Genomic DNA, 19792 nt, shown 5'->3' on the forward strand with positions numbered 1-19792 from the left:
AAATATAGAACAAAATTCAAACGATCACTCTTCTCATTCCCACGATCACTCTTCTCATTCACACGATCACTCTTCTCATTCACACGATCACTCTTCTCATTCCCACGATCACTCTTCTCATTCACACGATCACTCTTCTCATTCACACGATCACTCTTCTCATTCACACGATCACTCTTCTCATTCACACGATCACTCTTCTCATTCCCACGATTTGATCAATAATATCGAAGGTTTTACCTCAGTTTCATATGAGACATTTGAACCATTTTCTTTAAGGAAATTTCAATATTTCTTAGATAATCAAATCTCACAAAATGTATTTAGGGCAAAAGGAATATTATGGTTTATGGAAAGTGAAAGAAAACACATTTTTCACCTATCTGGAAAGCGTTTTTCTCTAGATGATGAGGAATGGACGAAAGAAAAATCTAACAAGATAGTATTAATTGGAAAAAACTTAGATCACCAAACTATTAAAAATCAACTATCATCATGTAGATTTAATTCAGATTAGAGTTCATATTAGGATTTAATTAATTTTTGAAAATACGCATTAAAGAGTTAAAAAAAACATTAACAGAATTAAATTTTCTTTATTTCACTGCGTTTATTGTTTCACTCTTAGTAATCATTCCAATTTCCAATTTTCTTCTAGAGGGGATTGATTACATTATTAGTGGAAATTTTTCATTAGGTATTGCTGGGGGAGAAGAGGTATTAGGCACTTTAAAAGTTCTAATACTTACAAGTTTTTTTGGTGGCGGGTTAGGAACTTTGAATGGATGGTTACTTTCAAATTGTGATTTTAAGTTCAGAAAAGTTCTCCGTATTTGTCAGCTAGTTCCACTAGCTGCCCCAGCATATTTAATAACAGCTATTTTGCAGGATTTAGGAAGTATTTTTGGGTATCAAGTAACTGGTTTATGGTGGGGGGTATTAATACTTTCAATTTCTACTTATCCATACGTATTCATTCTTGCTAACGAAAGTTTCAATAAATTTGGAGTTAATCAAATCAATGCTAGTAGAGGATTAGGAGTAGGGCCTTGGAGCAGCTTCTTTAAAATCGCTTTCCCAATGGCGTTACCAGCACTAATAACAGGAATAAGTTTAATGTGTATGGAAGTAATGAATGAGTTAGGTACATTTGCATTATTAAACATACCAAGTATTTCTACTGGTATAGCTGAAAATTGGATAATTGAGGGAAATCCAAAAAGTGCTATTGGATTATCTTTGGTAGCCTTATTAATGATTTTCACTTTAATTATTTTCGAAAAGTTATCAAGGAAAAAATCAAAGAGGTGGAGTGAAAATCCTGCATCAAAAGATTCTCAAGGATGGGAATTAAACAAAACTAGAGCTTTTTTGGCAATAATTATATCTTTATTTCCTCCAATTTTCTCTTTTGGGATTCCATGTTTTTGGGTTCTACTCAATATAGATTTAATTCAAAAAGGGTTATCTATAGAATTACTTAGCCTATCATTAAGGACCATAAGTCTAGGACTTTTAACTGCATTAATTGCGATGCTATTCTCCTTAATAATTTCTTTAGCTAGACGCCCAAATAAAAGCTTTTTACTAGGACTAATAACAAATCTTGCGGGAATAGGTTACGCGATACCAGGGACTGTATTAGCTTTATCTTTAATAAGCATTTCTTCTTCAAAATTTAATTTTATTGCTATTTGCCTACTAATTTGGGGTTATGTTGTCCGATTTCTAACTATCTCTAAAGGTTCTATTGATTCAAGTCTTGAGAGAATTTCTCCTAGTCTTGATGAGGCAGCACTTGGACTAGGAGAGAATTGGCTGGGGATCATCAAAAGAATTCATCTACCTCTTCTCCAAGGGCCAATATTCGTAGGATCACTTTTAGTTTTTGTTGATACGATAAAAGAATTACCTATAACTTTTATTTTAAGACCGTTCGATTTCGATACATTATCTGTGAGAATATATCAATATGCTGGAGATGAAAGAATGGTAGAGGCAATATTACCGGCCATTCTTATCATGACTTTAGGCCTTATTGCATCAATGACATTGATACCAAGTTTAGAGAAAAAAAACTAAATTCTTTTAGACACTTTTCTTATTAAGAAAGGTAAGCTTAACAACAAATCTGCAGAGGTTGATATAATCCTAAAATAAATCAGGGTAATGAGGATTATATTTTGAGGAATACTTTTGCCAACAAAAAAAAGGAGGCAAGCCTCAAAAACACCAACTCCACCTGGGGCTGCTGGGACTACTAAACCCATAGCCCATGATAAAGAAAAGATTACTAATAAAAAAATGACATTGAGAGTATTACTTGTATAAAAAGAATTTAGGCAAATATAAAATCCAATAAATTTAGATAAAACAAAACAAATTTCAAGTAATAATGCTCTGGCAGGGAAAAAGGAAACTATATTTATTTTTTTTTCAAATTCGTCTTTTGAATTTACAAGTCTCAAAACTTCAAATACTTTCCCCTTAATAGACCCTAATCTTTTTAATACAAGATAAACTAATTTCCTATTCAAAAATCCTAAAGGGAAAATTAAAAAAAAGTAAAGTGGTGAAAAAATTACTCCCAGTGATGCCAACAGAAAAGAGCCACTCAACATAAAGTAAGGCTCTATAAGTGTCGAATATAAAGCAATCTGATTATTACTTATTTTTTTTATAAAATTAAATCTTTCAACAAAATGCCAAATTCCTCCTGGAACGTATTTAAGAATATTAGTTAAAACATAAAAAGAAACTAGGTTATTATTTTTAAATTCTTTCCCGAACCATTTAACAATATATTTCCATGCAAAAGCATTAAGATAAATACTTATAATACAAAATAAAAATGATAAAAATAAATTAATTCCATTTTTTTCTAAATTAATATCAAAAGAAATTTGATCAATATTATAAAAAAAATAGATGAAAAAATATAACAAGCTTGAAATAAAGAAAGTACTCTTTAAAACTTCAAATTTAAATTTTTTTAGAAATTTCCAATATGATTGATTACTTAATTTGAATCTCATTTCCAGTTTTCAAATGACTTAAATTTGTCGCTTGACTCGTTTATTATTTTTCTTATTTCGTCAGCTGATATTTTTTGCTCTAGTGTCAATCTTAAAACTTCGTCATTTTCAGGCTTCGTAGTTATTGATCCATCTGGTTTCAAAGTCTGTTTAACTTTTATATTTCCAAAAGTCGTTGAACATTCTCCTCGACGTCTAAGTAATAACCACCTGGATTGGGTCCTTTCACGAACCCCAATAGTATTGGAATAATCAAACCATAATCGCCTAAAAAATTCTTTTTTTTCTATGGGCAAGATTGCTTGAATAGAAAATCCAATTCTATTTTTTTTCATATTGATAGCTTGATAAGAAACATCGTAAGCTCCTTCAATTCTTAGTTTCTCCACAAAATTAGATATATCTTCGGGTGTTTGGTCATCAATCCATGCTTCTTGAATAGATATCTCTTCACACTTTGGACTAATTTGTTCATTATCGCTAAAAGAGGAATCCTCAAATGAAGTAATTTTATAAACTCTTACCAAATTAGGGAATGAGAATTTCAGGTTACCAATACCTACTCCATATGAGTTAATAGAATATTTTGAGGGAGTTTCTAGATAGTCGACTAAATTAGCAAGTAGAGCAATGCCAGTTGGTGTTGAGAGTTCCCCCTCTATGTCTTCAAAGCTTGATATGACTTTAATATTTTTCTTTCTTATTAATTCTATTACTGCAGGAGTTGGTACAGATAATTTTCCGTGTTCTGTCCAAATAAAACCTTTTCCCAACGTTGGTTCATTGCAATACACCTTTTTAGGATTTAAATAATTTAACGCTGCACATACCCCTATTACATCCACTAATGAATCAATAGCTCCAATTTCATGAAAATGAACATCCTCAGATTTGATGCCATGAACTTTTCCTTCCGCAATTGCTAAACATTCAAATACTTCATAAATGTTTTGCTTTAATTTGTCTTCTATTTGACCATTTGAGATAAGCTCTTTAATACTTCTCCAAGTTCTTTTCATAGGGCTGTAATCAATATTCTCAACTTTCGCCTTAATCCCTCGGATTGAACAACTTTTTGATTCTTTAAACTCTAGTTTATATAGAGCCTTTAATCCAAGATCAATAAGTGGTTGTTCAATGACTTCTTTAGGAACACCCAAATCGTAAAAAGCCGCTAACAACATATCTCCAGAGATGCCAGGAGAACATTCAATAAAAACATCTTCCATAAATCTTAGATTTCTTGATTGGTAGAGATTGAGATCAAGATCAACTTTATATTCTAATTATTTTTTTGAGATTTTTTTTTCAATAACTTCGTATTTAAGTAATTGCAAAGAATTTCCATCTCTTCTGACATCTAAACTTACAAAATCGTTTAAAAGTTCAAGAGAAAGCTCCCCTTTTATAACTAATTTAAAATTTTTATTTTTTTTATTCTTTAACTTTGAAGAAGAGCAGATTTTAATAACAACCTCTTTGTTTTTAGTGTTAACAAAAACTAATTCTCCTCTAATAGAAAAATAATTATCTTTTAAATCTAATTCATCTAACAATTCAGAAAAGTTAGTTTTTGAAGAATCATTTGGAAAATCATTAAGTTGGTAAGGATCCCAAATACCCGCAACTTGTAAATGCAAGTTTTGAGTATTTTTATTTTTTGGATAAACAATCCAGTAATAATTTTTATTTAGATCGATATACTTTTTCAAAAGTGATAATGCTTTTCCAAGTACCACTGTTTCAATTTTTTCACCTTTATCATCAGTTAAAAAGCCTCTATTTAATTGATCAACATCGTGAGGAGTAAATTTTCCATTAATAATACCAATTGCTCTGTACTGCAATTGATTAGTAACTTGAGGGATAGGATTTTTTAACATATTAAAAATTAAAAATAATAATTGATCGTGTGAGATCTCTTATTTTTGCTGCAAATTTTTGAAAGACTCTAATGCATCGTCTAGGGCATCAGAAGGATTAGTCGCATCATTCATACTATTTTGTCTCCTAATCATTTCAACAATTTCAAATGGATTAGTTGGAATAGCTGAACTGCTATTATCTGCTTTGGTTGAGGAATTAATTTCCAATTCATCAAATAAATATTCAGCCTTTAGAAAATCACCTTTAAAGGAACTTAAAGATATTAAAAAAATTAACAAAGAAATAGATTTAGAAAGATCACTAAAAAGATAATTTTTCATTTTATTTAATTTCAAAATTCTTTAACACTAAAATTATTTGCTAGTTTAATTTTACATAATTCAGGAGAAATTTGTTAATAGCAACTTGGAATGTTAACTCTATCAGGACCAGACTCTCACAAATAATAAATTGGATTAATCAGGTTAATCCAGACATTCTATGTTTGCAGGAGACAAAAGTGATTGATGATAGTTTTCCTGTTGAACCTTTCAAAAAATTAGGATACTCAGTAGAGATTTATGGACAAAAGTCATACAATGGAGTTGCTATTATTTCTAAGAAAAAAGCCGAAAATGTTAAAAAAGGATTCTACGGTAATATATATTCTGATCAAGAAATCGCAATTCTGCATGATCAAAAAAGATTAATATCTGCTGATTTTAATGGTATTAAAATCATCAACGTCTATGTGCCTAATGGATCTTCACTAGAATCTAATAAGTTTGAATACAAAATTAACTGGTTAAATTGTTTAGCCTCTTTTTTAGATGAGCAAGAAAAAAAAGGATCATTAATTTGTCTTATGGGTGATTTTAATGTTGCTCCATCTTACTTAGATATCCATGATCCAGAAAAATATGAAGGAGGAATAATGGCATCTGAAGTGGAGAGAAATGCACTTAACAATGTTCTGAAAGGAAGATTAATAGATTGTTTTAGGATTTTTGAAAAAAGTACTGGCCATTGGAGTTGGTGGGATTACCGTAATAACGCATATGAATTAAATAAAGGATGGAGAATAGACCATATCTACATCAGTAAACAACTTTCATCAAAACTCAAAAGTTGTGTGATAGACAGCTCACCCAGAACTAATCCACGTCCAAGTGATCATGCACCAGTAATGATTGATCTTAATTTTGATGACCCAAATGAACATTTTTATGAGGAGGAGGATAACTTTCTCGAAATATAAAAAAAAAAAAAAAAGTACCTCTAATCCCTGAGATTCCTCATCAATAAAGAGTTTTTACTAATTTTGGTAGGATTCTATGATGATTTCCTAAAAATTAATAATTTACATTCCAAAATATCGCAATAAAAATATCATAATGTAGAATTTCAATCTGATAGACAAAAATTTTTACTTATTTCTTTGTATAGGACATGACAAAATTTTTCTCAAAGTTTTTTTTAATTAAATTGTGACTGACATATTAAATTGCACCCGATCAGAAGAAATTTTCTCCGCTGCTCAAGAATTAATGCCCGGAGGAGTAAGCTCTCCAGTAAGAGCTTTTAAGTCTGTAGGCGGACAGCCAATTGTTTTTGATAGAGTCAAAGGTCCCTTTGCTTGGGATATTGATGGTAATAGATATATTGACTATATAGGAAGTTGGGGACCAGCTATATGTGGACATGCCCATCCTGAAGTGACGATGGCTTTACAAGAAGCGATTGAGAAAGGTACCAGCTTTGGAGCTCCATGCGTTTTAGAGAATAAACTTGCAGAAATGGTAATAGATGCTGTTCCATCTGTGGAAATGGTTAGGTTTGTTAATAGTGGAACTGAAGCTTGTATGGCTGTTTTAAGGCTAATGAGAGCATATACAGGAAGAGATAAGGTTATTAAATTTGACGGTTGCTATCACGGACATGCAGATATGTTTCTGGTGAAAGCAGGATCAGGTGTGGCTACTTTAGGATTACCAGATTCTCCAGGGGTTCCAAGAACAACAACTTCCAACACACTTACTGCTCCCTACAATGATCTTGAAGCTGTTAAAAAACTATTCTCCGAAAATCCTGATGCTATTTCGGGAGTAATTCTTGAACCTATTGTTGGGAATGCTGGCTTTATTAAGCCTGAACCTGGATTCTTAGAAGGCTTAAGAGAATTAACGACTGAAAATGGATCCTTATTAGTTTTTGATGAAGTGATGACTGGGTTCAGAATAAGTTATGGAGGTGCCCAAGAAAAATTTGGTGTTACTCCTGATTTAACCACACTTGGGAAAGTAATTGGTGGAGGCCTACCTGTTGGTGCGTATGGAGGGAAAAAAGAAATAATGTCGATGATAGCTCCCTCCGGACCTGTCTACCAGGCAGGTACATTAAGCGGAAATCCGCTTGCAATGACCGCTGGAATAAAAACTCTTGAGCTACTCAAACAAGAGGCTACATATGAGAAGTTAGAAACAACAACTTCTAGATTAATTGAAGGGATAATGCAATCAGCAGAAAATAATGGTATCGCTATTAACGGGGGAAGTGTAAGCGCCATGTTTGGATTCTTCTTATGTGATGGACCAGTTAGAAACTTTGATGAGGCAAAAACTAATAATGCAGAACTTTTTGGCAAGTTGCATAAAGAGATGCTTCAAAGGGGAATTTATCTAGCCCCAAGTCCATTTGAAGCTGGTTTCACATCATTAGCACATAGCGAAGAAGAAATTGATAAAACTATTGAGGCATTCGATCAATCTTTTAACGCTATTAAAAAATAATTTTTTTTCTAAAAAAGTAATTAATTTAATTTAGGAGTAATAGAAGAAGTAAATTAGTTAACTATCTTCTGCCTCCAACTATTACTGGAGGAGATCCTCCTTCTGAGCCAGGTAAGCCCGGAACAACTTGAGTACTACCATCCCATTTGTCGAGAAACAATTTGAAAAGTACTTGATCGTCAAGACTTCTATTTAAAGTTTCATATCTAAGAGCTTCTTGTTCTGCAATTTCCACTTCTGTTTTTGCTCTTAATAATTGTTGTCCAGCTATTTGCTTTTGTTCGATAGCAGCTCTATATTCTTCAGCAATTTCTAACCCTGTAAGATCTAAACTTTTAACATCTACATAATCAAATGAATTTAGTTCCTGAGCAACTGTATCACCAACTTTTTCAGAAATGACTGCAAATTCTGTAGCAATTGTCTCAAGCTCATATTGAGAAAAGACTGATTTAAGAGCTTTTAATAGAGAAGGCTGAACAATTTTTTGATAAACATCACTATTTCTGCTCGCAATTGTGGCAAAAATCCTTCCTGCTTCATTAGGTTTTACAGAGTACTTCACAGTAGCTGTAGCTCTAATAACCTGGAGATCTTTTGTTAAAGTTTCAAATTTTTCTGGTTGAACTTGAGTTTTAATATCAAATGGATAAACAGACTGAATAAATGGGATCTTAAAGTTTAAACCAGCTCTTCTTGAGGGGCCACTTACTTTCCCTAATGTTGTTACAACAGCAACCTGTCCTGATGGAACAACGAAAAGAGACTGGGTGAGTAAAAGAAAGCCAGTAAAAGATAGTACAATCAATAACGTGGCTGTCCCACCAGGGCCTGTTGGCGTTACATTCTTAAAGGATGTTGACATTAAATTTTTTCTTTTAATTAATCATATTTAATAAATTAATTAGTGCATTAGTAAGACATTTAATTAAAATATTTTTTTAATAATTCAAAGAAAAATAAAATTTACTGTAATTGATTTTGGGATTTAAATTCCTGCAAAAGTTGTAAATAAAGTTCCTCATCTATCTCCCTAATATCATATTCAGAAGGCAAAACTCCATGCTTATGCTCATGCACTGCCATCCAACAAAATTTCTCTATTTCTTCATTTGAAAAGCGAGGATATTCTTTTACCCTCATAAAAAGATCTTTAATAAGGGATGCTGGAAAATCTGCCATATTCAAAATAGTCTTATTCAATATTTTATCTAAAGTTATTAACCTTTAGAGGTATATTCAAAGACTCTTCTAAGTCTCCAACAAGTTTAATTGCTAATTGAAGATCATTTTTGCTCTTACTCGAGACTCTAAGAGTTTCTCCATTTATGGTTACATTAATCTTTTTAATTTGATCTCTTATATTTTTACTAATTTTTTTTGCTATTTCTTGTTTAATACCCTGCTTTAATAAAATTGTTTGTTTTATTTTATTACCACTTACTATCTCAATTTGACCATAGTCGAAAATTTTTAAAGATAAGTTTCTTTTTATTGCCTTTTGTCTAATGATGTCAGTAACAGCATTTAGGGTTAATTCACTATTAGTAGTTAAAAAAATATTTTCTTTATCTAAATCAACTGTCGTCTCGGTTCCTTTTAGATCGTAACGTTGAGAAATTTCCCTTTTTACTTGATCCAAAGTATTAACTAATTCCTGTCTCTCAAAATCAGAAACCACATCAAATGAAAAACTTTCTGCCATTGGAAATTTTTAAACTCAAGATTATTTTTATCATAAATTAGGTTTCAATAAGAAAAAATAGATTAATCTAATCAAAAAATAACAAACTAACCACTTTTCCCATTTCTTCAGCGCATCTACAACTATTAAGTAAGGTTTCACTATCGTGAAAGGCAAAACATATTAATTGATCACACCTTGTAATAATTTCTTGATTACAAAGACTGCTTGCGAGTGGCAATGGCAATTCATCATTTTCACTTTTTTCAACCAAATGAATAACCCTCTCAAGTTGATCCTTAATTTCGGGCACTTGTCTATCTAGGCTTTGAGGCAATAATACGGTCAATAATGACGGATTAATATCTAAAACCGCTCGAATAACAGTAGCATTTACACCTTGAGATCCTGATGTAACAATGTTATGTCCCTCCTCTGCTAAGGACCTTGCTATTAACTCAATCAAATGGATATCAACAACTGGTACATGTCTAGTTCCCAAAAAAGCAATTCTCCTTTTCCCTTTATCCTGGAGTTTTGCGAGTTCTTGAGCTAAGGCATCAACGCCTTCGGTTGCTGGTAGATCTAAAGAGCGACTCAAAATAAAATGGTTCCTATATTTGAAATTAGCATTTATCTGAAAAATTGCAGGGAAAATCAATCTTTTCGAGAATTCTTTTTAGATTCACATGGTCCTGAACTAATTGAATAGCATAAGAAGCTTTAATTGATTCATGTATTCTGACATGACCAAAAGCTTGTTCAATAATTTCTACTGCAGCTAGAGTGTCTAATTCCACTTTTAAAATTGGTACCTCCAATTCCTCTGCTCTATGTATCAATTGTGATAAAGGATCTCCCAAACCAGTTAAGATAAGGCACTGAGTTGAAGCTTCCAAGGCAGCAAGTTGGATATCAGTTCTGTCAGCACCAGTAACTACAGCCATATTTCGTCTTCTTCTAAAAAATTCCATTGCAGAATTCACACCCATCGCCCCAATACTAAGTGTCTCAACAAGTAATTGATCTTTCTCTGGACAACAAATTATTTGGGCATCTAATCTTCTTACTAGCTCACCGACGGTGACACTTCTAAGAAGTGGTGATTTAGGCATCACCCCAAAAACTTCAATATCTATATCTTTAAGAGAGGGTATTATTTCATTTTTAATTTTTTCAATTTCTTGAGGTAAAGCTCCATTTAATACAACTCCTGCCAAATGATCTCCTAATTGTTTTTTTGCATCAAGTAATGCATCTACGCTTTTACAATCTTCCCATAAATTTACTATTAAGACTTTCGCTTTTAAACTCTCGGCAAGTTGTGGGAGACTTAAACCATAAATCATTCCTTCATAAAGACTTCCAGCCGCTTCTAAAATATTTAATCCTTCAAAATCATCATTAACTAATCCCTTAACCTTCTCATAACCTATTCCTGGAAGTAAATCTTTATTAAAGATTCTTTTTTCAGCAGATATATTATCCAATAATCCGACTGAAGAAATTAAATTATTGTCTTTAATATTTAATGTAGAACCGATGAACCTTACATCATCATCTATTAATCCTTCATAAGACATTGAAGGTAAATTTGTAAGTTCGATACATGTTGCTAACGGTTTACCAATTCGTACTTTTTTTTTCTCCAGTAAGAGTCTTTTAGCCATTCCGAGAACCAATGCAGACTTACCACTAAATGGCTCACATGACCCAATTAATAATATATCGCTCATAATTTAGTAAATTATTTATCAATAGATTCAAGATAATATTTTTTTCATAACTAAACAAATATTTATTTATGAGTTTTAATCAAATAAATAAATGTTTTATTAGGTAAATTTATTTAAGTTCTTTATTGTTTCATCAAATTCAAACAAAATGATAAATTCATTGGAAAAAGAAAAAACTATTGGAATTACTGGGGCTTCTGGCGCGTTAGGTAAAGAACTCATAAAAGTGTTTCGTCAGAAAGGGTATAAAGTGATCGGATTTACTCATAGGAATACTGATTCTGAAATGAATCTTGAATCTCCTAATGAATGGATAAAATGGGAATGTGGGAAAGAATCGAAATTAAAAAAGCATCTAAAAAAGATAGATATTTTAATTTTGAACCACGGAATTTATAATCTGAGTAGAGAAAACATCAATTACGAAAATTCAATAAAAATAAATGCATTAAGCAAATTCAAATTTTTAAATTTATTTGAAGATATTGCTCTAAAAAATGAATCTTCAACAAAAAAAGAGATTTGGATAAACACATCTGAAGCAGAAATATTACCAGCACTTAATCCATCATATGAGATCAGTAAGTCACTTATTGGGAAATTGGTCTCTTTCAAGAAAAATCTTTTGGGAAAAGATAGTAAGAAAAAATTTATTATCAGAAAAATAATCCTAGGGCCTTTTAAATCAAAATTAAACCCTATTGGAATTATGAGTCCCAAATTTGTCTCTAAAAAAATTTATGATTTAGCTAATTCAAATAATTATTTGATAATAATTAGTCCAAATCCTTTAACCTACATACTTTTCCCGTTCAAAGAATTCTTTAATTTTTTGTATTGCAAAATAATCTATAAATACACTTAATAGTGTTTAGAAATCTCTATCCGTCAATATTTCAATACCATCTTTTAAAACGACTATTGTATGCTCCCATTGCGCTGATAATTTTCCATCTTTTGTGATAACAGTCCATCCATCATTCAATGTCTTGCAAAATTTAGTTCCTTCATTAACGATAGGTTCCACAGCCAATGTCATTCCTTCCCTAAGGACTACATTAGGTAATTCTTTAGTCCGAAAATTAAATACAGATGGTTCTTCATGAAGATTTCTTCCAACACCATGGCCTGTGTAATCTTCAACGACGCTAAAACCATTTTTTATCACCACATCTTCAATTTCCCCAGCAACATCGAGAAGTGTATTACCTGCTTTAATTTTTGAAAGCCCCGCATATAAAGCCTTAAATGCTACGTCACTAAGATGTTGGGCCTTTGAACTAACTTCTCCAACACAGATAGATATGCAACTATCTCCATGGAAGCCGTGTAAATAAGCCCCTGTATCAATCTTTACTAAATCACCTTTTTTGATTATTTTATTTTTATTTGGTATCCCGTGGACAACCTCATTATTAATACTTGAACAAATACTAGAAGGGAAACCATGGTAGCCCTTAAAGCTTGGCACAGCTCCGAAACTTTTTATCCTCTTTTCTGCGAAATCATCTAAATCCTTAGTGCTCATTCCAGGTTTAATTAAGTCACTAATTTCCCTCAAAACTGTTGCAACTATCCTGCTAGATTGTTTCATCAAATTTATTTCACGTGCAGATTTTATTTCAATCCCTCTTCTCCTTTGTATAAAAGGAACTTGATCATTACTTTTAAAATTGTTCTTATTTAATAAAAGATCTGCAAAATGTCTCATTGGAATAAATAATAGTAATAGTTAAACATCATCAAAATAGCCATTATGATCTTGGCTACCTTAAATCTATCAATAACAATTGGAAACAGGAATGAAATTATTCTCTAATTCTAGGCAATTTCATAAAACTTTGGCGCCTTGGGTATTTCTTCCATTATTTATATCTTCAATTACCGGCCTCCTCTATAGGGTTTCAAAAGATTTATTAGGTTACTCTAGAGATCAAGTTCATTGGTTAATGTCCCTACATGAGGGCGAATGGCTTGGAGATAATGGAGAATTAATATATGTAATTTTGAATTCCCTGGGAGTTTTGTGGATGCTTATCACAGGATTCCAAATGTTTTCAAAAACAATTTCATTTACTAAAAAGGTTACTAAAGGCGAGACAAAAGGTTAAGATATAACACTTGTAGGACAAATTAGACCAAAATGGCTAAAGAGAATCAAGAAATTGAATTAGAAACCGGTACGCAAGCTGACGAGTCAATCGATGTGGCAGCTAAAAAAGAGGAAAAAAAATTGGTTTCTGAAGGTACAAAAACCATAAGTGTTTCCGAAATTATTGAGGTATTTGAAAATGAACAATTAAAAAAAGAATTACCTGAAATTTATGTTGGAGACACTGTTAAAGTTGGAGTGAAAATTACTGAAGGTAACAAAGAAAGAGTCCAACCCTATGAAGGTGTTGTAATAGCAAAAAGACATGGAGGCCTCAACGAGACAATTACAGTTAGAAGAATTTTCCAAGGCATAGGTGTTGAAAGAGTATTTATGCTACATAGTCCACAAGTTGCTTCTCTAAAAGTTGAACGTAGAGGTAAAGTAAGAAGAGCTAAATTATTCTATCTAAGGGATAGAGTAGGAAAAGCTACTCGCGTAAAACAACGCTTTGATCGATAAAGTTGTAAATTAATCAACTTATTGGTCACAAAGGCGCTTATAATCGTACAAATGCGTCGTTAGTTCAGTTGGTAGAACGCAGGTCTCCAAAACCTGATGTCGGGGGTTCAAGTCCTCCACGACGCGTTTGATCAACATATAGTAAATCATTTTTTATCAGATGGAGTTAGATCTTCAACCTGGGGACGTAGTTAAAGTCCTCGAATCAGCGGCTTTAGGATGGGTTCGTGCCAGAGTCATTAGAGTTAAGTCTGGTGGAAGAGTTGTCGTACAAAGTGACCAAGGCAGAGAATTTACCGCCAGAGGTAACCAAGTGAGGTTAATAGAACCTGCCGGATTTAGACCGCAAAAATAAATATCCCTTTTTCTTAAGGAAGCTTAAAAAACTAACAATTTCTTTAAATCCTCAAATTAAAAATTTTTTTATTACAACAACACTAATAAAGTATTATGATCTGATAATTTTAAGAATAACGTTCTAAAAAGTTTAGAACAAACTCTGGGACCGTAGTTCAACTGGTTAGAGCACCGCCCTGTCACGGCGGAAGTTGCGGGTTCGAATCCCGTCGGTCCCGTTTTTTCTAAAAAATAATTTGGAAAAACGTTTAAGATTAGCCCCAAGTCCAACGGGTTTATTTCATATTGGTACAGCTCGAACAGCATTATTTAACTGGTTGTTTGCAAAAAACATAGGCGGAAAGTTCCTCATCAGAATAGAAGATACAGATTTTCTTAGATCTAAATCTGAATACACAATAAATATATTAGAGGGGTTGAAATGGCTTGGACTTAAATGGGATGAAGAACCTGTAAAGCAAAGTAACCGAATTTCAATTCACAAAAAATATATTAAAAAGCTATTAGGAACAGGTGCGGCATATAGATGCTTTACTACAGAAGATGAAATTTATGAATTAAGGGAAGAACAAAAAAAGAAAGGATTGCCTCCAAAGCATGATAATAGGCACAGAAATCTTTCAAAAGAAGAAATTGAGACATTCATATCCCAAGGAAGGACTTCCGTAATAAGATTCAAAATCGATGAAAAAATACAAATAAAATGGGTAGATCTGATAAGAGGTGAAATCAAATGGCAAGGGAAGGACTTGGGTGGTGATTTAGTTTTATCACGAAGGGCTAAGGGATATGAAATTGGAGATCCTCTTTATAATCTTGCAGTTGTAGTTGATGATAATTTCATGAATATCACACATGTAGTGAGGGGTGAAGACCATATATCTAATACAGCAAAACAAATATTGATTTATGAAGCTTTAGATTTCAAAATACCAACTTTTTCACATACACCGTTAATACTTAATACTGAAGGGAAAAAATTATCCAAGAGAGATTGCGTTACTTCAATCGATGAATTTAGAGATATGGGATATTTACCTGAGGCCTTAGCGAACTACATGGCCTTTTTGGGTTGGTCTCCAAAATCTCCCCAGAGTGAAATACTTTCACTTAATGAGATATCTAAAATTTTTGACTTATCAGATGTAAACAAAGCTGGAGCAAAATTCAGTTGGGAAAAACTAAACTGGATTAATTCTCAATATATTAAAAACATGGAGTCAGTAAAGTTAAGTGAGATATTAATGAAATACTGGGATAGTATGGGTTGGAAATCTCCATCTCAAGAATGGGCTACTAAACTAACAATTTTGATTAAAGACTCGATGATCCTTTTAAATGACTCAATCGATCAATCAAAACCATTTTTCTTGTTACCTCAAATTCAAAAAGAAGGACAAGATTTTCTTGAACAAAATGATAGTAAAGTGTCTCTTCAACTAATCTTAAACTATTTAACTGAGCAAAATACAACAAAACTAGATCAAAAGAAAGCAAAAGAAATAGTAAACGAAATCTCAAAAATGAATAATATTAAAAAGGGGATTTTAATGAAATCTTTAAGAGTGGCCTTTTTTGGCTCTCTCAGTGGACCAGATTTAATTCAAAGTTGGGAACTTCTCTCGGAGACTAGAAGTGATATGACCAGAATTGAAAGATGTCTTAAATCAATCTAATTTTTTTTTTGGCCTAATTCAAGCCGATTAGCCAAAGGTTTAGCTGTAAGGCCTTGGATTCCTACTGTCATCAATATAGTAAGGAACACTAAACCTTGAAGGCGTCCGGCTCCAAGGATACCAGCCTGCTCTAATCTGATAGAAAAAAGAGAGGCTACCGCCGCAGTAACAATCCCTCTTGGAGCTAACCACGCTAAAAATACTTTTTCTTTAAATTCTAATTCTCTTCCCATAGTTGCTATCCAGATAGAGATGGGACGAATAATTACCATTAACATTAAAACGCAAATAACTCCTCCCAAACCCAGCGGACTTAATTCACTCCAAGAAACATCAGCTGCTAAAAGAGGGAAAAGAACTGTAATTGCTAATTGAGCTAATTCGCCTATAAGATTATCCAATCTCTCTTTATCTATTACTTCTCTTTTGCCAACAATAAAACCTGCCGCAACTGATGCAGGCAAACCTGATTCTGGCAAAAAATATTCACAAATCCCATACACAAGAAAAATAAATCCAAGGGTAACTTGAAGCTCGATACCAAATGAGGCTTCATTTTTTATTTTTTTTAAAATTTCTGATAGTAACCATCCTGCACTTAATCCAATTCCAACTCCGCCCCCTAATCTTTGCATTAATGCAATAAATACATCGTTAATCCCACGTAGATCCCCTAAGGTTAGCTCTAACAGTAATAATGCTAGTACTGCACCTATTGGTTCAAGTAACAACCCTTCAGCTTTTAAAACTTCCGAGAGAGGAGAAGCTAATTTTATTTGTTCAACTAATGGCGAGACAACTGTTGGCCCAGTAGCAAGAACTATGGCACTATAAATTCCTGCAACTTGCCATGAAAGGCCAGCCAGCCAATGAGCAATAAAAATTCCAGCAGATAATGAAATAAAAAGTCTTACAAATGAAATTTTCAAAACAGTATTTCTTATATTCCCTTCAGGGAGTTTTAAATTTAATCCTCCTTCAAATAGAACTAAGCAGACTAATAGCCCTACAATTGTTTCAAGTCCTTGTCCTAGGTCTAAAGGTTCAACCAATCCCAAACCTGATCTTCCAACAAATAATCCAGAAAGCAATAAAATAACGACACTGGGGAATCCCGTCAAAGAAGAAAATAATCGAGCAGAAGCTCCTGCGAATACAGTTATTCCCCAAAGTAATCCGAGCCTTTCAGGCGTCATACAAATTTATAAATAATAAAAATATTTATTATTTTGATTAAATCAATAATCTTATCGCAAGTCCATTAAATACAATACTTTTTAATTTAATTAATAAGCTGAACAAAACTTAATTTAATTAAATTTCTTAAAATTACTTTCAAGTCAAATGAATTTGATTTCTATTAAGAAACTTGGCTTATTAAAGCAAAAATAATAAAAATTATTCCTATACCTATAGTTGCCATTCTTCCATTCCATATTTCAGCTTGAGGGGTAAAACCCCTTTTCCATAGATTTAGTTCATTTTTATCAACAAAGTTTTTTTTCTCTTTAATCTCAATTTTAGGTTGTTTTTTCATTGGAGTTAGAAAGGAGGATTTTCTTTATAAAGGGTATTTGCTTGTTCAATTGATAGTCTCCCAGAGACACCTAAATTTAGGGAACTTAAATGATCCTTAAATTTGATCCTGAACAACGCCGCTGCTCCAATCATCGCCGCATTATCTGTACAAAGATTAAGGGGAGCTAAATGAACTTTAATAGATTTTTTACAAGCTTCACTAATCATCATTTTTCTTAATGTATTGTTAGCAGCCACTCCCCCAACCACAACAACATTATCCAAGCCATGATCTTCTGCACATTTTATAGTTCTCTCTACCAAAACTTCTGCCACTACTCTCTCAAAACTTGCTGCGATATCATCAATAGGGATGGTTTTCTCATCTAAATTTATTTTTTCAACTAGTCTCAATACAGCAGTTTTTAGCCCACTAAAGGAAAAATCATATTTAAGAAATCCCCCCTTTTTATCAGAAATCCTACATTTTGGTAAATTAAACTTCATAGGGTCCCCATTTTTTGCAATCTTTTCAATTGCAGGTCCTCCTGGATAACTCAAGCCTAATAATCTTCCAACTTTATCGAAAGCTTCCCCAGCTGCATCATCAAAACTTTTACCAAGTCTCTCCATTCCCCTTCTATCATCAACCTTTATTAATTCAGTATGTCCGCCGCTAACAAGTAATGTAAGAAAGGATTTCTTTGGATAATTTTCAGAAAATAAAATTGAAGATAAATGTCCCTCCAAATGATGAATTCCCAGAAATGGCTTTGAATGTAAAATGCAAAGTGTTCTGGCAGTTATAGAGCCAACTCGTAAACATCCAACTAATCCTGGAGCCACAGTTGATGCAATATAGTCAATTTCCTCAATCGTGATTTTTGATTCTGTTAAAGCCTTTTCTAAAACAAAAGGTAATAACTCTAAGTGCTTTCTAGCTGCAAGTTCAGGAACAACTCCTCCCCATTTTGAATGATCTTCAATTTGAGATGCAATTATATTTGAGTGTATTTTAAAAGTATCACCAATATTAGAAACTATTGAGACAGATGTCTCATCACAACTTGTTTCAATAGCTAAAACTTTGCGCATATTTGATTCAACTTGTTCTATTTTAATATTAATTTCTTACTTAACACACTCTAAGGAATTAAAGATTGCAACTTATGAAATTCTTTTTTTCAATAATAACCTCGGTTTTTCTGTTCCTAGGAATTACTCCAATTGCTTTAGCTGCTAATGGACCTGCTCTAAACGCTGACAGAGCTAGCACAGAATATACCGCATCAGCCCTAACAAAATGCTCTGAAAATCCTAAATTCATCGAGAGAGCAAATTCTGCGACTACCCAAAAAGACATCGCAAGATTTGAAAGATATGGAAAAGCATCATGCGGAGATGATGGCCTTCCACATTTAATAATTGGACCTCCTCTTGAGCCATGGGGAGCCCTTTTAAATAGAGGTCATGAAGGAGATTTACTTATACCCGGAGTATTGTTCATTTACATTGCTGGAATTATAGGTTGGTCAGGAAGAGAGTATCTCATTGAATCAAAAAAGACTAAGAACCCAGCAGATCTTGAAATCATTATTGACCTAGACTTAGCCAGAAAATGTCTTATCAAAGGAGCTCAATGGCCTCTTCTTGCAAATAAACAAGGTAGAAATGGAGATTTAAGAGAGAAAGATAACAACATTACACTTAATGGTCCTCGCTAAACATCCTTAAAAAATTTTCATAAAAAAAATGTTCAAAATTCTAAACACAAAATTTGTCAGATCTGCTCCAGTGGTAGCAGCAATTTGGCTAAGCCTTACAGCTGGAATAATTATTGAATTTAATAGGTTTTTCCCAGATTTATTATTCCATCCAATGAGTTGATTAAGAAAAAATAATCAAGTTTTTATTAACTTGATTATTTTTTTTGCTGTTTCATCAACATTGTGATTTATTAATTCAAAATCAAATTGATTTGATACAGAAATCTCATAATTAGCCCTTGAGAGTCTTTTTTTAATTGCCTCTTCTTTTTCTGTACCTCTATTTCTTATTCTTTTCTCTAGCTCTTCTTTATCCGGAGGAAGTAAAAATATTGATAGTGAATTAGGAAACTTATTTTTTATTTGCCTTGCACCCTCTACTTCAATTTCAAGTAGTACAGTAAATCCCTTTTTTATTTTCTCATTAACAGAAGACAAAGGCGTTCCATAGTAGTTTCCAGCAAATTGAGCCCATTCAAGGAAAAGGTTTTGTTCAATCATTTCCTTAAACTTTTCTTGATTTAAGAAATAATAATTTTCTCCGTCCTTCTCTCCCTCTCTAGGTTCTCTAGTAGTTGCAGATATTGAAAGCCAAAAATCTTTTTCTTTACCTAATATCTCTTTAACAACTGTTCCTTTGCCTACCCCGCTTGGTCCAGTAAGGATAATAAGTTTTTTTTGATTTTTCATATTAAATTTTTTACAGTAAAATAAACATCTTGTGAATTAAATAAGGAATAATGCAAAAAGG

At 32.6% G+C, this 19792-nt stretch carries 24 protein-coding genes, 2 tRNA genes and 1 pseudogene; 13 read left to right on the forward strand and 14 right to left on the reverse strand.

Going from position 1 to position 19792, the window contains the following annotated elements:
- Both EV01_RS0108900 and EV01_RS04530 read left to right on the forward strand, forming a co-directional pair.
- Positions 1–517 (forward strand): GTP-binding protein (locus tag EV01_RS0108900; RefSeq protein ID WP_241433449.1); only part of this gene is annotated, 517 nt, incomplete at its 5' end.
- A 26-nt stretch (positions 518–543) separates the two neighbouring features.
- Complete coding sequence (locus tag EV01_RS04530) at positions 544–2082, forward strand: ABC transporter permease (RefSeq protein ID WP_032517811.1); 1539 nt, start codon at positions 544–546, stop codon at positions 2080–2082.
- Here the strand turns inward: EV01_RS04530 and EV01_RS04525 are convergent.
- The 4 genes from EV01_RS04525 to EV01_RS04510 are packed head-to-tail and all read right to left on the reverse strand — an operon-like array spanning position 2079 to position 5242.
- Positions 2079–3035 (reverse strand): hypothetical protein, encoded by a 957-nt coding sequence (locus tag EV01_RS04525; RefSeq protein WP_032517812.1) that lies wholly within the window; start codon positions 3033–3035, stop codon positions 2079–2081. The genes EV01_RS04530 and EV01_RS04525 overlap by 4 nt on opposite strands.
- Positions 3032–4264 (reverse strand): nickel pincer cofactor biosynthesis protein LarC, encoded by a 1233-nt coding sequence (larC, locus tag EV01_RS04520; RefSeq protein WP_032517813.1) that lies wholly within the window; start codon positions 4262–4264, stop codon positions 3032–3034. Before larC ends, EV01_RS04525 begins: the two co-directional genes overlap by 4 nt.
- Before the next feature lie 57 nt (positions 4265–4321).
- Positions 4322–4918, reverse strand: coding sequence for a hypothetical protein (locus EV01_RS04515; protein ID WP_032517814.1), 597 nt, complete (start codon positions 4916–4918; stop codon positions 4322–4324).
- A 39-nt stretch (positions 4919–4957) separates the two neighbouring features.
- On the reverse strand, positions 4958–5242 hold the full coding sequence (locus EV01_RS04510; RefSeq protein WP_032517815.1) for a hypothetical protein: 285 nt from the start codon (positions 5240–5242) through the stop codon (positions 4958–4960).
- Between the two features lie 71 nt (positions 5243–5313).
- Between EV01_RS04510 and xth the strand changes: the two genes are divergently transcribed.
- Together xth and hemL are read left to right on the forward strand one after the other, a co-directional pair.
- The gene (xth, locus tag EV01_RS04505) at positions 5314–6159 is read left to right on the forward strand and encodes an exodeoxyribonuclease III (RefSeq protein WP_032517817.1); all 846 of its coding nucleotides are present in this window, start codon (positions 5314–5316) and stop codon (positions 6157–6159) included.
- Between the two features lie 229 nt (positions 6160–6388).
- On the forward strand, positions 6389–7690 hold the full coding sequence (hemL, locus tag EV01_RS04500; RefSeq protein ID WP_032517605.1) for a glutamate-1-semialdehyde 2,1-aminomutase: 1302 nt from the start codon (positions 6389–6391) through the stop codon (positions 7688–7690).
- Positions 7691–7751: 61 nt separating this feature from the next.
- On the opposite strand, the gene EV01_RS04495 is transcribed toward hemL, so the two are convergent.
- The 5 genes from EV01_RS04495 to EV01_RS04475 form a co-directional block, all read right to left on the reverse strand.
- Positions 7752–8555 carry a prohibitin family protein gene (locus EV01_RS04495; protein WP_032517604.1) on the reverse strand — a complete coding sequence of 268 codons (804 nt, stop codon included), beginning with the start codon at positions 8553–8555 and terminating at the stop codon, positions 7752–7754.
- A 101-nt stretch (positions 8556–8656) separates the two neighbouring features.
- The gene (locus EV01_RS04490; RefSeq protein ID WP_032517603.1) at positions 8657–8872 is read right to left on the reverse strand and encodes a hypothetical protein; all 216 of its coding nucleotides are present in this window, start codon (positions 8870–8872) and stop codon (positions 8657–8659) included.
- Positions 8873–8897: 25 nt separating this feature from the next.
- Positions 8898–9395, reverse strand: coding sequence for a YajQ family cyclic di-GMP-binding protein (locus EV01_RS04485; RefSeq protein ID WP_032517602.1), 498 nt, complete (start codon positions 9393–9395; stop codon positions 8898–8900).
- 67 nt (positions 9396–9462) lie between these two features.
- Positions 9463–9975, reverse strand: coding sequence for a DNA recombination-mediator protein A (locus tag EV01_RS04480; RefSeq protein WP_032517628.1), 513 nt, complete (start codon positions 9973–9975; stop codon positions 9463–9465).
- 25 nt (positions 9976–10000) lie between these two features.
- Positions 10001–11110, reverse strand: coding sequence for a phosphotransacetylase family protein (locus EV01_RS04475; protein ID WP_032517600.1), 1110 nt, complete (start codon positions 11108–11110; stop codon positions 10001–10003).
- Between the two features lie 148 nt (positions 11111–11258).
- Here EV01_RS04475 and EV01_RS04470 point away from each other — a divergent pair, with 148 nt between their 5' ends.
- Positions 11259–11975, forward strand: a complete 717-nt coding sequence (locus EV01_RS04470) for an SDR family oxidoreductase (RefSeq protein WP_032517599.1) — start codon at positions 11259–11261, stop codon at positions 11973–11975.
- A 6-nt stretch (positions 11976–11981) separates the two neighbouring features.
- Here the strand turns inward: EV01_RS04470 and map are convergent, their stop codons facing one another.
- Positions 11982–12821 carry a type I methionyl aminopeptidase gene (gene map / locus EV01_RS04465; protein WP_032517598.1) on the reverse strand — a complete coding sequence of 280 codons (840 nt, stop codon included), beginning with the start codon at positions 12819–12821 and terminating at the stop codon, positions 11982–11984.
- A 91-nt stretch (positions 12822–12912) separates the two neighbouring features.
- Between map and EV01_RS04460 the strand changes: the two genes are divergently transcribed.
- The 6 genes and pseudogenes from EV01_RS04460 (at position 12913) to gltX (ending at position 15757) form a co-directional block, all read left to right on the forward strand.
- A complete protein-coding gene (locus tag EV01_RS04460; protein WP_032517627.1) occupies positions 12913–13221 on the forward strand; it encodes a PepSY domain-containing protein in 309 nt (102 codons plus the stop codon).
- Positions 13222–13370: 149 nt separating this feature from the next.
- Positions 13371–13724: pseudogene (rplS, locus tag EV01_RS04455) on the forward strand (50S ribosomal protein L19); the annotation flags it as partial.
- Positions 13725–13777: 53 nt separating this feature from the next.
- Positions 13778–13850 (forward strand) — tRNA-Trp (locus tag EV01_RS04450).
- 34 nt (positions 13851–13884) lie between these two features.
- Positions 13885–14079: a hypothetical protein gene (locus EV01_RS04445; RefSeq protein WP_002807701.1), complete on the forward strand. Its 195-nt coding sequence runs from the start codon at positions 13885–13887 to the stop codon at positions 14077–14079.
- Positions 14080–14225: 146 nt separating this feature from the next.
- Positions 14226–14299 (forward strand) — tRNA-Asp (locus tag EV01_RS04440).
- 18 nt (positions 14300–14317) lie between these two features.
- Positions 14318–15757 carry a glutamate--tRNA ligase gene (gltX, locus tag EV01_RS04435; RefSeq protein WP_032517626.1) on the forward strand — a complete coding sequence of 480 codons (1440 nt, stop codon included), beginning with the start codon at positions 14318–14320 and terminating at the stop codon, positions 15755–15757.
- Here gltX and EV01_RS04430 read toward each other — a convergent pair.
- From EV01_RS04430 to tsaD, 3 genes are all read right to left on the reverse strand, one after another.
- The gene (locus EV01_RS04430) at positions 15754–16953 is read right to left on the reverse strand and encodes a cation:proton antiporter (protein WP_032517596.1); all 1200 of its coding nucleotides are present in this window, start codon (positions 16951–16953) and stop codon (positions 15754–15756) included. The genes gltX and EV01_RS04430 overlap by 4 nt on opposite strands.
- Before the next feature lie 164 nt (positions 16954–17117).
- A complete protein-coding gene (locus tag EV01_RS04425) occupies positions 17118–17294 on the reverse strand; it encodes a hypothetical protein (protein WP_032517595.1) in 177 nt (58 codons plus the stop codon).
- Positions 17295–17299: 5 nt separating this feature from the next.
- Complete coding sequence (gene tsaD / locus EV01_RS04420; protein ID WP_032517594.1) at positions 17300–18370, reverse strand: tRNA (adenosine(37)-N6)-threonylcarbamoyltransferase complex transferase subunit TsaD; 1071 nt, start codon at positions 18368–18370, stop codon at positions 17300–17302.
- Between the two features lie 74 nt (positions 18371–18444).
- Here tsaD and EV01_RS04415 point away from each other — a divergent pair, with 74 nt between their 5' ends.
- Both EV01_RS04415 and psaJ read left to right on the forward strand, forming a co-directional pair.
- Positions 18445–18999, forward strand: coding sequence for a photosystem I reaction center subunit III (locus EV01_RS04415; protein WP_025955313.1), 555 nt, complete (start codon positions 18445–18447; stop codon positions 18997–18999).
- Between the two features lie 28 nt (positions 19000–19027).
- Entirely contained in the window at positions 19028–19162 is a 135-nt protein-coding gene (psaJ, locus tag EV01_RS0108905; RefSeq protein ID WP_011862490.1) for a photosystem I reaction center subunit IX, read from the forward strand.
- Between the two features lie 14 nt (positions 19163–19176).
- On the opposite strand, the gene gmk is transcribed toward psaJ, so the two are convergent.
- The gene (gmk, locus tag EV01_RS04410) at positions 19177–19731 is read right to left on the reverse strand and encodes a guanylate kinase (RefSeq protein ID WP_032517593.1); all 555 of its coding nucleotides are present in this window, start codon (positions 19729–19731) and stop codon (positions 19177–19179) included.
- Positions 19732–19792 lie beyond the last annotated feature (61 nt).

Origin of the sequence: Prochlorococcus marinus str. MIT 9401 (genome assembly GCF_000760095.1) — a bacterium.
GTDB lineage: Bacteria > Cyanobacteriota > Cyanobacteriia > PCC-6307 > Cyanobiaceae > Prochlorococcus_A > Prochlorococcus_A marinus_I.